Consider the following 13,720-nt stretch of genomic DNA (forward strand, 5'->3'; position numbering starts at 1 on the left):
CGGTCGAGCATAATGATTATGTATCTAGGAGCCCACGTGCGTGAACGAAGGCTTGTTCACCGATTTCACCCCATTGCATGCCTGATGTACGGGATTCGCTAAAGCTCTTAAATACTTTCTGTGAAAGTTCATCCGTGTTCGCGGCATCTGCGATCACCTCAGCGGATACTTCAGCTAAGCGCTTAAGAATAGCATCGTCAAAACGCTTCAATTCTACACCGTGATCATTAATGAGTGTATTAAGAGCACGGGCGTTATTCGCGTTAAATTCAGCGTGCATCATATCGTTTTCTGCCATAGAGGCGGAGCGAATGATTTCCTGTTCGCGAGGGCTCATATCTTCCCAGAGTTCTTTATTCAGACCCATGCTGAGAGTTGTGCCAGGTTCATGGATACCTGGGTAATAATATTTTTTCACAATGGTATGGAAGCCAAAGGCGAGGTCGTTCCATGGGCCAACCCATTCGGTTGCATCAATATTGCCTTGGCTAAGTGCTTGAAAGATTTCGCCACCTTGTTTGGTGACAGGCGTGGCGCCAATACGTTTCATTACCTCACCGCCGAGGCCGGGCATACGGATACGCAAACCTTGGAAATCTTCAATGCTGTTGATGTCTTTATTGAACCAGCCACCCATTTGTGTGCTGCTGTTACCTGCTGCAAATGGTTTGATGTTGAAGCCGCCGGAAAGCTCATCCCATAGTTCCTGGCCACCACCAAATTGAATCCAGGCATTCATTTCGTTTGCTGTCATACCCATTGGAACAGCTGCGAAGAAATTGAAAGCCGGGGATTTGCCTTGCCAGTAATATTCCGCGGCGTGATACATATCAGCCTTGCCTTGGCTTACAGCATCAAAACACTCAAGCGCACCTACAAGTTCACCTGCAGCATATAGTTTAACTTTAATAGCACCATCAGAGAGTGCCTCGATACGTTTTGCCAAACGGTCAGCGCCAGTGCCGAGACCGGGGAAGTTCTTAGGCCAGCTGGTTACCATTTTCAGGTTACGTTTTTTGCTAACAATTGCTGGCGCGCCATCTGCTGTCGTGGTTGTTCCGCCATCACAGGCTGCAATAACTGCAGCAGCACCCGCAACACCTGCGCCACGCAATAATGCTCTGCGACCGAGGTCTGTTGCTTTGCCTTTATTTTCTGTGGCTTCTGAAGCGGCCTTTTTACGCACTGTCTCTTCCCCTTTATCCCTTACTGGCGAATCTGATTCGCTGTCCGATAGTATAAGCAGCAACTATAAGGGAGCAAGCTTTCAGAGCTTATTTTATGGGTTTGTTCTCGGTATTTTGATACCAGCCGTTCGGACCAAGCTTTTCCAAAGGTTGGAAGCGGGCTTTATAGCGCATCTTTTGGCTGCCTTCGACCCAATACCCAAGGTAAACGTAAGGCCGTTTAGCTGCTTGAGCGCGATTGATATGATCAAGGATCATATAAGTGCCAAGGCTACGTTTTTCTTCTGAAATGTCGAAGAAACTATAGATCATGGAAAGCCCATCACTGAGTTCGTCAGAAAGAGCCACAGCCATCAAATACCCATCTATAGCTCTGCGGTATTCGATAAGAACTGTCGTAACCGGGCTGGTTTCCACCATATCTTTGAATTCCATGAAGGACATACCCGCCATGGTGCCATCTTGGTGGCGTGTATTCAAATACTGTTGCAGCAGAGCAAATTGTTCTTCTGTAACGAGAGGTGGTCTGATTTCACCAATTAGGTCGCTATTGGTCTTAACAAGCCGTTTTTGCGATTTACGGATTTCAAACTCATCGGTGCGAACTCTTACTGAAATACATTCCGAACAGGCTTCGCAGGCTGGTCGATAAACAACAGACTGGCTACGCCGGAAACCAACTTTCCCAAGTGCTTCAGAAAGAGCAGGGGCATCAGGCCCTCTAAGTTCAGTGAAAACCTTCCGTTCAACTTTGCCTTCCAAATACGGGCAAGGTGACGGTGCCGTCACGTAGAATTTTGGAAATTGCAAGCCCTGGTCGGTCATTGATGGTCCGTTTTATCTTAATTATAGGAGACCATAATACCACGGAACGAAAATAGTGAAAGTAGCCCACATAACAAAAATTAAGGGTGTCCCCACTTTCACGAAATCAATGAAGCGGTAATGACCCGGTGCCATAACCAATAGATTGGTCTGATAGCTCATCGGTGTGGCAAAGCTACAGTTAGCGCCGAAGATAACCGCGAGCAAGAACGGCATAGCGTCGAGTTGAAGTTCTGCGGCCAGTGAAACTGCGATTGGTGTGAATAGAACGGCTGTCGCATTGTTGGATAGAACGTTTGTTAAAATCGCTACCAGCATAAAGAAACCAGATAGGAGTACCCACACGGGTGCGGCTGACATAGCTTCAATAGTGGTGTGGGCAAGCCAGCTAGCACCACCAGTTCCTTGCATAGCTGTGCCCAGCGCTAGCGCAGCGCCAACAATTGTGAACACCCTGCGGTCAATAGCTCGACCAGCTTGGCGTACATTGATGCAGCGGGTAGCAAGCATAAGTGTAGCACCAAGAAGAGCCGAAATAACGATAGGCAGAATTTCAAATGCCGCTGTGAATACGATACCTGCAAAAATCATGAGAGCTCGGACAGTATATTCCTTCATAGGAATATCTGTTGCTGAGGATTCCATCAGCATTACATCGCGGTTTTCTCTGAGTGCTAAAACGTTGTTACGCTTGCCCATAACAAGTAGTACATCGCCAGCTTCAAGTCTAAGCTGGGAGATAGCAGCCCGGATCATACGGCTCCGGCGCTGAACACCGAGTACATTACAGCCGGTTTCAGAGCGAAAACCTGTTTGTGCGATAGTGCGGCCATCCATGCGTGAGGCTGGCGCAATAATCGCTTCAGCAATAACTCTGCGGCTACCTTTTTGTTCTTCTGTGTCTTCGCCTTCTGCGCTGGTTACGGCATCTGGTGTGGCGTTTAGGATTTCGGTCATTACGCTGCGAGTAGCGGCTACCAAAACGATATCGCCATTTTGAAGGGTAATGTCATCGTATGGAGGCAGGAGTTTATCTGGCCCGCGTTGGATCATACGAACTGTTACATCCTTAAGCCCCGGGAACATGCCTGCAATCGCCCGTTGGCCAACAAGGCCGTTGTCGTCATTCAGTTCTAACTGGAACAGGAATTGTTTACCGCTACGATTTGCCAGTTGGCCTGCCATGTTCTCACGGGAAGTGAGCAGTTTGGGTGCGATAAGCACCACATATACAAGGCCAACCATGGCCATAACCGCACCAGGGATAGTGAAATCGAAGAAACTGATAGTGCCGCCGCCAGCACTTTCAAAGGCACCTGCTGCGAGAAGGTTTGTACTGGAGCCAATTTTGGTCATGTTCCCGCCGAGGATAGCTGCAAAGCTAAGCGGCATCATGACCATAGCAGAACGTTTGCCCAGTTTTTCAGCGAGAGCCGCCAAAATCGGGATGAAAATCACGACAACTGGTGTGTTGTTCATAATGGCGGAAATCAGCATTACCACAATCAAGCAGGCAATAATAACGAGGCGAGGAGTGCTTTTCCCTACATTGATAAGGAAACGAGCAGGCCCGTTTAAAGCACCTGTTTGTACCAAACCTTGTCCCACAACAAGTAGCGCCATAATGGTAATAAGAGCTGGGTCGGCAAAACCCATTAATAGGTCTTTGCTGGAGATTATCCGCTTGCCGCCATCATCAAGAATAGGAGCTACCTCAAACATAAGAAGTAGTGCGCCAACGGTTGCTATACTAGAAATTTCAAGTGGGATTTTGTCATACGCATAGGCACAGATAGCACCTGCAACGATCATGAATGTAAGCCACATTTGAATTGTTGGTTCAACCAGTTCCATAAGCAGCTTTACAAAGCCCCCTGTATTGTTTCAGCCAAAATATGGCTCTCCCTAGGCTGTAATTGTTACAGCCGAAAGGGTGGTACCACAAGCTGGAATCATATCAGAGGTGAAAATTATCTGTTAATAACTGCCACTTAAGCTTGGCGGAACAACAGGTGCTTCCCGAAGAACAAGTACTGTAATTCTACGGTTTTCAGTTTTGGTTGGCTGATCGGGATAAAGTGGGTCGGTGCCTGCCTTACCTACTACTTCAAAGATTCTGTCTTCAGTAACACCAGAGGTATCTAGTACTCGGCGTGCTGAATTCGCGCGGTCTGCGCTTAATTCCCAGTTTGTGGCGCCATCGGAGCCTTGATAACGACCGCCGTCAGTATGACCTTGGACAGTCAGGCGATTTGGCAGGTTTTGTACTGATTTTCCAATTTCAGTAATCAGGGTTCGGGCATATTCATAGAGATCATCAGAACCAGGGCGAAACATTGCGCGTTGATCTTTATCTATGAGCTGAATTTTAAGGCCGTCTTCCGTGATTTCCATAATCAACTGATCTTGCATCTCAGACAAGGTAGGAGATTGTTGAATAGCAAGTCGAAGCTGTTCCTGTGCTTGCTCGAAGGACATATCTTCACGCTCTTTAATGCGTTCAGCCAGTTCTTCTATCCGTTCCTGTTCGGCTTGCTCAGCTGTCTTTCCATCTTGCCCCTGATCACGGTTTTCGTCTGTCGGGCCGCTTTGCGGTGGACCTGGGATGCTGATTGCCACGATTGGAGATGGGTTACTGCCTCTTGCGTCTTCAGAAGGCGGGTTAATCTGATCTGTGCCGGAACTGCCAACCACAGCTGCTGTTGTTGGAGAGAAATAATCAGCAAGGCCTGCAAGCGTTTCTGGTGGAGCAACATTCAGTAACCATAAAAGCATGAAGAAGGCCATCATCGCGGTGGTGAAGTCAGCGTAAGCCACTTTCCACGCGCCACCATGGGAGGCATCACCTTCGATAATGATGATATCTTCGGTACTCAGTTGTTTTTCATCAACATCGGCCACGTGCCAATCTCCGAAACTCTTGCTCTGAAAGTAATGGAACAATAGTCCTTAAAATATTGTAAATTCAAGCCTTATAATCAGTTTGCGGATTCGAGTGTAAGTACGTCCTTAGCGCTTTCAGGCACTCTTTTCCCCGCTTGTTGTTTAAAGCCACTTGTTGGAATTTCGAAATATTCTACATCCCGCCAAAGAGGGAATAAATCCCGGTAATGGTTGGAAAACGGGTTACCTGATTGCCCTGTTGGCTGCACGAAAAGGCTTCTGTCTGGTGCGTTCATGTCAAAAATACCTCGGTAACTTGCACCGAAACTTGATTGGTTCAAGCTCGCGGGATTGTTACTGATACCTGATACATTCACTGTGTAGCGACCGCCTCCGATTGGTGAAGCAACTTCAAACATGCTGCGTAATTGTGGTACGTTACTAAGCGGGCGGTGGGTTTGGTGCAATACATGCTCTTTGCCCCATGTCCAATTTACTGGGTCTACGCCGTGACGTTCGCTTAACTCTTTTATCGTTGTTTCCATTGCTCGGTTTGCCATCACTTTGCAAGTTTCAGTGATATCAGCTGTATTAATATCGTCGCACCAGGCAAGGGAGACATCCCGGCTAGATACCGGGATATCAAAATATGCACGGTTTAAATCGGATGCTGTTTTGCCGGAGCCCCAGAAGAGAGAGCTTTTTACGAGAACTGGACGCTGTGCAGAGTAAGGAGCATACAGTTCACCCAAATCATCAGACATTAAAAGTCTTTGATAGTTGCGGAACCAGCTTTCGAAAATCAGAGGTCCAGCCTCAGATGTCAGCATGTTACCATCCCATTCTGCTAGAATGTTTTTAACATCACTTTCATCATCAAGAAGAACCAACAAATGCGGCAATATATCACGCGCCATATCTGATACGATATCACTATGGAGCCTCTTGAAAGAGGCCGCGTCGTGTTGATCAGTCTGAGATAGCTGATCTCTGATCCGGTTGCCTCGATAAGGCAAAGACCAATCCCGCGTGATGAAGTATGGATAATCCTTATCCACGATTTTTTCATTCGCGGTAGCAATCAAACCGCTTTCAGGGTTGTACCTTGTAGGAAGTTCATCAAACGGCAAGTAGCCTTGCCAGTCATAAAGAGGGTTCCAGCCCGGTGAAGGCAGGCGCCCATTGATTTGATTTTCAGGGTGACGAACAGGAACGAGCGCAGGCGCATAATACCCAATGTTACCTTCAATATCCGCATAGATCATATTCTGTTCAGGGCCAAAATAATATTTCCCTGCAGCTTTAAACTCTTCAAAGTTTTCGGCGGTAGAAAGTTTTTCAAGTGCAACCACAGCTGTATCGGTTTCCTGAAGGGCTGTCCATTGAAGGGCAAGTACATAATCGCCATCAATGAAATCTTTGTCGTTTGGACGAATATCAGAAATAACCGGACCGTGGCGTGTTTCCCGTACTTCAAGGATAACGTCTTCAGTACCTTTTACCTTGATGATTTCCTGCCTCTTGACGAATTCTGCTGGACCAGTTGGTGTAAGGTAATTGCCATTCTCAAGCAATTTTTCGATAAACAGGTCCTGACTATCAGGGTAGGTGTTGGTAAAACCCCAAGAAATGGTATCGTTGCGGCCCAGCACTACATAAGGGGAGCCTGGAAAGCCTACACCAACGACATTTTTACCTGTTGTGGTGTTATGTGTGCGCATCAAATACCAAATAGACGGTGTGGTTAAACCGAGGTGCGGATCATTCGCCAGGAGTGGTTTGCCGGATTTGGTTTTGCTGCCATCTACAACCCAGTTGTTAGAGCCGTAACCTGCAGGCTTCTCAGCACCAATTACCTCAGCAATACCAAAGTGGCCTGCATCTGCAATTGCTTGTGTGATTTGCGGCAGAGGAAGCTCTTCCGGATCTCCAGGGTATGTTGGATAGATAGACAAAACCTGTTCAGGACTTAGCTTGGTAAGCATGCGAGCTCGGGCGATTTCGTGGCGCATGTTGCCTGAAAGATCAAGCCACATCAGTTTTTGCCAGATAATTGAATCGATAGGATGCCATGGCTCTGGTGTTACACCTGTAAGCAGAAATTCAGGAGGAAGGGCGCCGCTGTGTTGCTTTAGAAATGCGTTTACACCAGCGGCATAAGCCTCGAGGTGTTTCTTAGTATCAGCAGGAAGCGCTTCCCAAGCTGATGTAGCCCTTTCTGTAAAGCCGAGTGTGCGGAAGAATTTATCAAGAGGGAGAGCTTCTTTACCAAGAATTTCAGCAACGCGGCCGTGTGCTATTCTGCGGTTCATTTCCATTTGCCACAAACGGTCCTGAGCATGAACAAAACCAACGGCGAAGTTTATATCGTCGATAGATGATCCTAGAATATGAGGGACACCATGTTCATCTCTCGCAATCGTGACATCTTCTGAAATACCTGCAATGCGGATAGTGCCGTTAGTTTGCGGCAGGCTGCTTGTTAGCCATACATAGCCAAAAAGGCCTGCAGTGATCAGTAAGCCAATAATTGTAATTAGAATAAACTTTAACTTGCTCATGTTTCCTCCCCCGAACCATGAATAGAATGCTGGACAGCTAAAAGAACTGCCCCTATGCACAAAAGTAGATTTATCGCAGTTAAAGTGAATTAGACTGAAGAGTCTAGTCATCAAGGGGAATTAGTATGGCAAAAGTTGCATTTCTTGGACTTGGAGTGATGGGATATCCGATGGCTGGGCATTTAGCGGCAGTTGGGCATGATGTAACTGTTTATAATAGAACTGCATCTAAAGCTGAAGCCTGGGTTGAAGAATATTCCGATAAATGCACTGGGGAATTTTATGCTGCTCCAACGCCAGCAGGGGCTGCCGCTGATGCTGATTTTGTGTTTGCCTGCGTAGGTGCGGATAAAGATGTTGAGCAAATCTGTGTGGGTGAGGAGGGCGCTTTTGCTGCAATGAAAAAAGACGCCGTGTTTATTGACCATACTACAGCTTCAGCAGCTTGTGCACGTGAGATGGCGGATAAGGCTAATGAATACGGCCTGTCGTTTGTAGATGGTCCTGTTTCTGGTGGTGAAGCTGGTGCGGTTAACGGCGTGCTTACTGTTATGTGCGGTGGTGATCGGGCAGCCTTTGATGCAGCGGAGCCTATAATGCAGGCTTATGCAAAATCTATTAAACTACTGGGTGAAGCGGGTGCTGGCCAGCTTACAAAGATGGCCAATCAGATTTGTATTGCAGGTACCGTACAAGGGCTTGCAGAAGCACTCCACTTTTCCATGGAAGCTGGACTTGATGCCAAGGGTGTAGTGGAAGTTATCAGCAAAGGTGCTGCTCAAAGCTGGCAGATGGATAACCGCGCCAACACGATGATTGACGGCGAATTTGATTTTGGCTTTGCCGTGGACTGGATGCGTAAAGATCTTTCTATTGTACTGGATGAAGCGCGCCGCTCAGGGCTTTCATTGCCATTAACGGCACTTGTTGACCAGTTTTATGCAGATGTCCAAAAGATGGGGGGGAATAGAAACGATACATCCAGCCTTATCCGCCGTTTCCGCAGTTAGGTAAAACGTGATTTGAAACTCTACATACCCCCAGCTAAATACACATAGCACTTGCTGGGGGTTTTTATGTTTTGGCAATTCGTATTTGAAAAGAAGACAGTTAAGCGCGCTTTGAAAGTAGCGCTTGTTGTCGGTACCATTCTCGTAACCATTAATCAGTGGCAAGCCCTTACGGGTGATGTTCCGCTTGATATTATCAAGGTTATCTTAACCTATATCGTGCCTTATTGTGTCTCCAGCTATTCAACTGCAACTGCGCTGCAGGAACAGCAAAACTCATCCGGGGAATAAAGAATAGTGGCACGAGGGGGCCGAGTTATGACAGAGACAAATCAAAACCTGAAAAATGCAGCAGAAACCGTGGGAGTTATCAAGGCTAATGCAGAGGCTGTAAATGCCGCATCTAAAGCCAGAGTTACGTTTATTGAAGAACTGGTATCCCAATCAGAGCGTATAACTGCAAGTGTTGCAGGTATTGAAGGTAATGCTAGAGAAAACTATGACGTTCTTGAAGGAACATCCAGTGAAGTTCGTAATATCGTCGATGATGTGCAGCTAGTTATTAATGCTCTTAAATCCAGTTTAGATAACGCCCAACGAATGGCTTCGGCTCTTCAAGCCTTTGAGCAGCGGTTTGAGCGGGTAGGGCTGATTTCAGATGAAATCACAGCCATCGCCAAGCAAACGAATATGCTGGCTCTAAACGCGATGATTGAAGCAAAACGGGCTGGTGAAATGGGGTTAGGCTTTGCGGTTGTTGCTCAGGAAGTTAGGGACCTGGCTAGCAGTACAAGCCAATCTGCCAATGAAATTAGCGAGCTATCGAACGAGCTTACAGGTGGCATTGATGCGATGGTTGCAGATTGCAGCAGTCTGCAAACCAGCATGTCTGATAGCGTTGCGACGGGAGATAATAACCTCTCACAAATTGCAATGATTGGTGAATGTATTGATCGTGCGGTGAGCCAGTCTTCCCAAACTGCTGAAGAAGCATCCAGCCAAAGCAGCGAGTTTGCTTCACTGGTTGGGCATTTAGGGCAGCTTAAAGCAGATACAGAGGCTGCAATTGCAGGTTCGGCAAAAAATATCAGGTTAGCTGAAGGTGTTTTGAAAGCGCTGCAAAATGATTAATTGATCGCAATGCGGTCTTTTATAAAACTTTAGTATATTACTTCTGTGTAACTTGATGGCCGATATAAATAGTTATTTAGGCCACCGTTCTCCATATGTGAAATGAAATTTTCTTCGAATACCAAAGTTAATAGTAATGTTTCATTTTCTGTTAGTTCACACCTATTAGCATATTACACTAATAGGTGCAATTAATTGCATTTTTCGCTTGTATTGTAATTCCTTATAGATTGTAATTTATTCGTTATAGTTGATTTTCTTAAAGATGGATAGCTATGACAATGGCGATTTCAAATGTGTACTTATGCACAGTGAGGCGCTTGCTCGTGGGGATATCCCCATCACTTATTAGGAAATTCTATTTCCGCATGATGGAGGCATGAATGATTATTCAAGAATTGAAATACGATGAAACTAATCTGGTTGCAGGTGGTTGCCCACTAGACCTTCGGGATAGTGGCATTTCCGCAGAAGATGCGGCGGAAATTTGTCGTGAACTAGAGAGAACGCAGCCGCGTAGCCCTGGTGGGGGGAGTGTAGAAGGAACGTCTGGAACGAAGGTTTACACCGCTACACGTATTCCTCGAGGAGAGCCTGATCCAGAAATTCCATAAAACAGCTATTTGGTAATGAATTGAGGTCGGAGTAGATTTTATGCTCTGACCTTTTTTTGCACATGCCCCAAAATACAGAGAGGCATGTGTAAATTGTTTGACTTTTTGCCCAATCAACTATATGCACGCTCGATCAATGAATGGGGAAGCCAATTGGTGGCACGCCCCGCGCAGACAACATGGTCTGTGGCGCTTAATAATGAAGGAAGCGATTCGATATGACTAAACGTATTCAAGCGAAATACAAAATTGACCGCCGTATGGGCGAAAACATCTGGGGCCGCGCTAAGTCTCCAGTAAACACTCGTGAATATGGCCCAGGTCAACACGGTCAGCGCCGTAAGGGTAAACTTTCTGACTTCGGTATCCAGCTACGTGCTAAACAGAAGCTAAAAGGTTACTACGGTAACATTCAGGAAAAACAGTTCCGTCGCTACTATGATGAAGCTGTACGTCGCAAAGGCGATACAGGTGAGAACCTGGTTGGTATTCTAGAATGCCGTCTAGACGCTCTTGTATACCGCGCGAAGTTTGTTCCGACAGTGTTCGCTGCTCGTCAATTCGTAAACCACGGCCACGTTCTTGTTAACGGTCAGCGTTGTAACATCCCATCACGCATGGTTAAGCCTGGTGATGTAATTGAGATCCGCGAAAAAGCGCGCCAGATCCCAATGGTTATCGAAGCTGCTGGTAGCCCAGAGCGTGAAATTCCTGAGTATGTAACAGTTGAAGGTGCTAAAGCTACTTTCGTACGCGTTCCTACTCTTGATGAAGTTCCATACCCAGTAATCATGGAACCGAACCTAGTGGTGGAATTCTACTCTCGTTAATTTTAACGAGATACGGACAGTTTCCAGAAAGGCCGTGGGCATTTTGCCTGCGGCCTTTTTTTATGGAGTCTACTTCTATGCAAAATGTGAATAATAAAAACTGATCAATGATGTTTTACTCTTATGGTTAAGCCAGGCTTAACCTTCACCCAAGAGTTTCTTTTTAAATATTCTACGCTGTGATTAGCCTGAAAAAATATCAAATAACATAAGTTTATGGTTAATGAATTATTAAAACTCTAATGATTTCAATGATTTAACCTATTATTAAAATTTTATCTATTATCCTCGGTGTAGGAGCGGTGCACAAAAGTGCAGGCCAAATTACATTTAGGGTATTTGTGAGAGGTTACCCTGTTGGGGCAGTAGATTTGGACGAGCCTAAAAGTGAATAAAGCGTGTAGGGCGCTTTTGCGAAGGGTGAATCTATGTTAAATCTAAAGCAGCTGAACATCTCTGTTCGGCTACCGTTAGTCATCTCTATTATTGTGATCATCACAAGTGGTGTAGTTTCCTTCTCTGCTTTCTTAAGTGCAGGGAACGAAGTTGAGGCACAGGTGCAGGACCGACTGGAAGCGGTACTTGTTTCAAGAAAATCAGAACTTGGTACATACTTGGCTTCTATTCAGGAAGACCTGAAGCTTGTTGCAGAGAACAGTAATACACTCAATGCACTCAAGGCTTTCTCTGATGGTTGGGCGCAGTTTGATGGTGCAGCAGAAGAAGAACTCCAGCGCTTATATATTCAGGATAATAAGCACCCGACTGGTGAAAAAGACAAACTGTATGATGCGCTTGATGGGTCAGCATATAGTGAAGCGCATGCAAAACATCATCCCTGGTTCCATGCTCTACAGCAGAGCAGGGGATATTATGATGTTTTCCTGATTAACCCAGAGGGCGATCTCGTTTATTCGGTTTTCAAGGAACTGGACTATGCAACAAATCTGGTATCCGGAAAATGGCGGGCATCCGATTTAGGCAACGTTTTTAGAGATGCGGCAAACATGAGCCGGGCACAGGATGTTTTTTATGATTTCCGTCCGTATGCTCCTAGCCACGGTGCTGCAGCAAGTTTCATTGCGCGTCCTATCTTTGATGATGGTGGCGTACTGGCTGGTGTACTGGTTTTCCAAATGCCGATTGAGCGTATCGATGGGATCATGCAGAAAAGCGAAGGTATGGGAGAAAGCGGTGAGACCTATATCGTCGGCACCGATAATCTTATGCGTTCGAATTCTCGGTTTTCTGAAGAATCTACGATTCTCGACCCGGAAAAGCGTGTTGTTGGGGCAACGGTTTCCGGCGCTTTAGCTGGAAGAGCTGGCCTTGAAGTTGTTGAGGATTACCGAGGCATTGATGTTGTCTCAGCCTATACTCCGATTGAATTCCTTGGAACCAAATGGGCGTTGCTCGCTGAAATTGATGTAGCAGAAATGCGGCAACCGGTGAACAGTCTTGCCTGGATGATGTTAGGGCTTGCCGTTTTCATTTCAGTTTTAATGGCGGTGGTAAGCACCTATTTTGCCAGAGGTATCACAAAACCCATCAATGAAATGGTTGGCGCGATGGGTAGCTTGGCTGACGGGGACAATACGATTGAAGTCCCTCGTCAGGAGCTGACTGATGAAATAGGCCATATGGCTAAAGCTGTTAACGTGTTCAAGCAGAACTCTATAGAACGCCATCGTCTTGAAGCTGAAAGCAAGGCTGCTGAAGAGGCAAGAGTTCAAGAAGAACATGAACGGCAGGAACGAGAAGCTAAAAGACGTGAAGAAGAACTCGAGCGGCAGCGCGAGGAAGCTGAAGAACGCGAAAAACGCATCATTGAGATGACAGAGTTGATCTCTAACTTTGATGTAACAACGGGAGAGCTTCTTAAAACGGCGTCATCGGCTGCAACTCAGCTTGAAAGTACGGCTCAGTCCATGAGTGGTACAGCAGGGCAAACCAATGAACAGTCTGCAACTGTCGCGTCAGCGGCTGAAGAAGCCACGGTTAACGTACAAACCGTGGCCAGCGCTACAGAGGAATTGAGCGTTTCTATCGCTGAAATCGGTGAGCAAATCAAACGCTCGAATGAAGCGAATAGTGCGGCAGCAGGTAAGGCAGATGAAGCTGGTACGGTAATGCAGCAATTAAGTGATGCATCCCAGTCGATTACTGACGTAGTGAAGCTCATCAACGACATTGCAGAGCAAACGAACTTGTTGGCGCTGAACGCCACCATCGAGGCTGCCCGGGCGGGGGATGCTGGTAAAGGATTTGCTGTTGTGGCAAGCGAAGTGAAATCGCTTGCGGGTCAAACAGCACAGGCAACTGAGCAAATTGAAGAGCAAATTCAATCTGTTCAGGAAAAAACGACCATCGCAGCAGGATCAATGAGCCAGATTCAGGACGCTGTAACCATGACAAGTGAGCTCGCCTCGGCTGTCTCTTCCTCTGTTGAAGAGCAAGGGATTGCTACCGAGGAAATCGCCCGCAACGTACAGGAGGCTGCAGCGGGCACCAATGAAGTGAACATAAACATTTCACAAGTTGCGCAGGGAGCTGCCGACACTCAGGCAGCGTCTTCTAAGGTGCTGAGTGCATCACAGGAAGTCGCGCGGGTGTCGACACATTTACAAACATCTGTAGAGCAGTTCCTGAAGGACGTAAGGCGTGTAATGGAACAGTAAT

Annotated in this window: 11 protein-coding genes; 6 read left to right on the forward strand and 5 right to left on the reverse strand. The window is 46.6% G+C overall.

Annotated elements, in window-relative coordinates:
- Window positions 1–16: 16 nt before the first annotated feature.
- From MF542_RS09135 to MF542_RS09155, 5 genes are all read right to left on the reverse strand, one after another.
- On the reverse strand, window positions 17–1,186 hold the full coding sequence (locus MF542_RS09135; protein WP_247018288.1) for a TRAP transporter substrate-binding protein: 1,170 nt from the start codon (window positions 1,184–1,186) through the stop codon (window positions 17–19).
- 88 nt (window positions 1,187–1,274) lie between these two features.
- Window positions 1,275–2,012 carry an arginyltransferase gene (locus MF542_RS09140; protein ID WP_247018290.1) on the reverse strand — a complete coding sequence of 246 codons (738 nt, stop codon included), beginning with the start codon at window positions 2,010–2,012 and terminating at the stop codon, window positions 1,275–1,277.
- A 21-nt stretch (window positions 2,013–2,033) separates the two neighbouring features.
- The gene (locus tag MF542_RS09145) at window positions 2,034–3,866 is read right to left on the reverse strand and encodes an SLC13 family permease (protein WP_247018292.1); all 1,833 of its coding nucleotides are present in this window, start codon (window positions 3,864–3,866) and stop codon (window positions 2,034–2,036) included.
- A gap of 123 nt (window positions 3,867–3,989) precedes the next feature.
- On the reverse strand, window positions 3,990–4,913 hold the full coding sequence (locus MF542_RS09150) for a flagellar motor protein MotB (RefSeq protein WP_247018294.1): 924 nt from the start codon (window positions 4,911–4,913) through the stop codon (window positions 3,990–3,992).
- Between the two features lie 77 nt (window positions 4,914–4,990).
- Window positions 4,991–7,456 (reverse strand): penicillin acylase family protein, encoded by a 2,466-nt coding sequence (locus MF542_RS09155; protein ID WP_247018297.1) that lies wholly within the window; start codon window positions 7,454–7,456, stop codon window positions 4,991–4,993.
- Window positions 7,457–7,581: 125 nt separating this feature from the next.
- On the opposite strand from MF542_RS09155, the gene MF542_RS09160 reads away from it, so the two are divergent.
- The 6 genes from MF542_RS09160 (at window position 7,582) to MF542_RS09185 (ending at window position 13,719) form a co-directional block, all read left to right on the forward strand.
- A complete protein-coding gene (locus tag MF542_RS09160) occupies window positions 7,582–8,466 on the forward strand; it encodes an NAD(P)-dependent oxidoreductase (protein WP_247018299.1) in 885 nt (294 codons plus the stop codon).
- 66 nt (window positions 8,467–8,532) lie between these two features.
- On the forward strand, window positions 8,533–8,757 hold the full coding sequence (gene nrtS, locus MF542_RS09165) for a nitrate/nitrite transporter NrtS (protein ID WP_247018301.1): 225 nt from the start codon (window positions 8,533–8,535) through the stop codon (window positions 8,755–8,757).
- A gap of 27 nt (window positions 8,758–8,784) precedes the next feature.
- A complete protein-coding gene (locus MF542_RS09170; RefSeq protein WP_247018308.1) occupies window positions 8,785–9,597 on the forward strand; it encodes a methyl-accepting chemotaxis protein in 813 nt (270 codons plus the stop codon).
- Between the two features lie 383 nt (window positions 9,598–9,980).
- Window positions 9,981–10,211, forward strand: coding sequence for a hypothetical protein (locus MF542_RS09175; RefSeq protein ID WP_247018310.1), 231 nt, complete (start codon window positions 9,981–9,983; stop codon window positions 10,209–10,211).
- A gap of 218 nt (window positions 10,212–10,429) precedes the next feature.
- Window positions 10,430–11,041, forward strand: coding sequence for a 30S ribosomal protein S4 (gene rpsD, locus MF542_RS09180; protein ID WP_247018318.1), 612 nt, complete (start codon window positions 10,430–10,432; stop codon window positions 11,039–11,041).
- A gap of 428 nt (window positions 11,042–11,469) precedes the next feature.
- Window positions 11,470–13,719 (forward strand): methyl-accepting chemotaxis protein, encoded by a 2,250-nt coding sequence (locus tag MF542_RS09185; RefSeq protein ID WP_247018320.1) that lies wholly within the window; start codon window positions 11,470–11,472, stop codon window positions 13,717–13,719.
- Window position 13,720 lies beyond the last annotated feature (1 nt).

It is taken from the genome of Kordiimonas laminariae (genome assembly GCF_023008165.1).
Taxonomy (GTDB): Bacteria; Pseudomonadota; Alphaproteobacteria; order Sphingomonadales; family Kordiimonadaceae; genus Kordiimonas; species Kordiimonas laminariae.

What these genes read in the sequence shown, in the direction of transcription:
- MF542_RS09175 (WP_247018310.1), top strand. Translation starts at nt 9,981, where the DNA reads ATGATTATTCAAGAATTGAAATACGATGAAACTAATCTGGTTGCAGGT.
- MF542_RS09170 (WP_247018308.1), top strand. Translation starts at nt 8,785, where the DNA reads ATGACAGAGACAAATCAAAACCTGAAAAATGCAGCAGAAACCGTGGGA.
- nrtS (WP_247018301.1), top strand. Translation starts at nt 8,533, where the DNA reads ATGTTTTGGCAATTCGTATTTGAAAAGAAGACAGTTAAGCGCGCTTTG.
- MF542_RS09160 (WP_247018299.1), top strand. Translation starts at nt 7,582, where the DNA reads ATGGCAAAAGTTGCATTTCTTGGACTTGGAGTGATGGGATATCCGATG.
- MF542_RS09140 (WP_247018290.1), bottom strand. Translation starts at nt 2,012, where the DNA reads ATGACCGACCAGGGCTTGCAATTTCCAAAATTCTACGTGACGGCACCG.
- MF542_RS09145 (WP_247018292.1), bottom strand. Translation starts at nt 3,866, where the DNA reads ATGGAACTGGTTGAACCAACAATTCAAATGTGGCTTACATTCATGATC.
- MF542_RS09155 (WP_247018297.1), bottom strand. Translation starts at nt 7,456, where the DNA reads ATGAGCAAGTTAAAGTTTATTCTAATTACAATTATTGGCTTACTGATC.
- MF542_RS09185 (WP_247018320.1), top strand. Translation starts at nt 11,470, where the DNA reads ATGTTAAATCTAAAGCAGCTGAACATCTCTGTTCGGCTACCGTTAGTC.
- rpsD (WP_247018318.1), top strand. Translation starts at nt 10,430, where the DNA reads ATGACTAAACGTATTCAAGCGAAATACAAAATTGACCGCCGTATGGGC.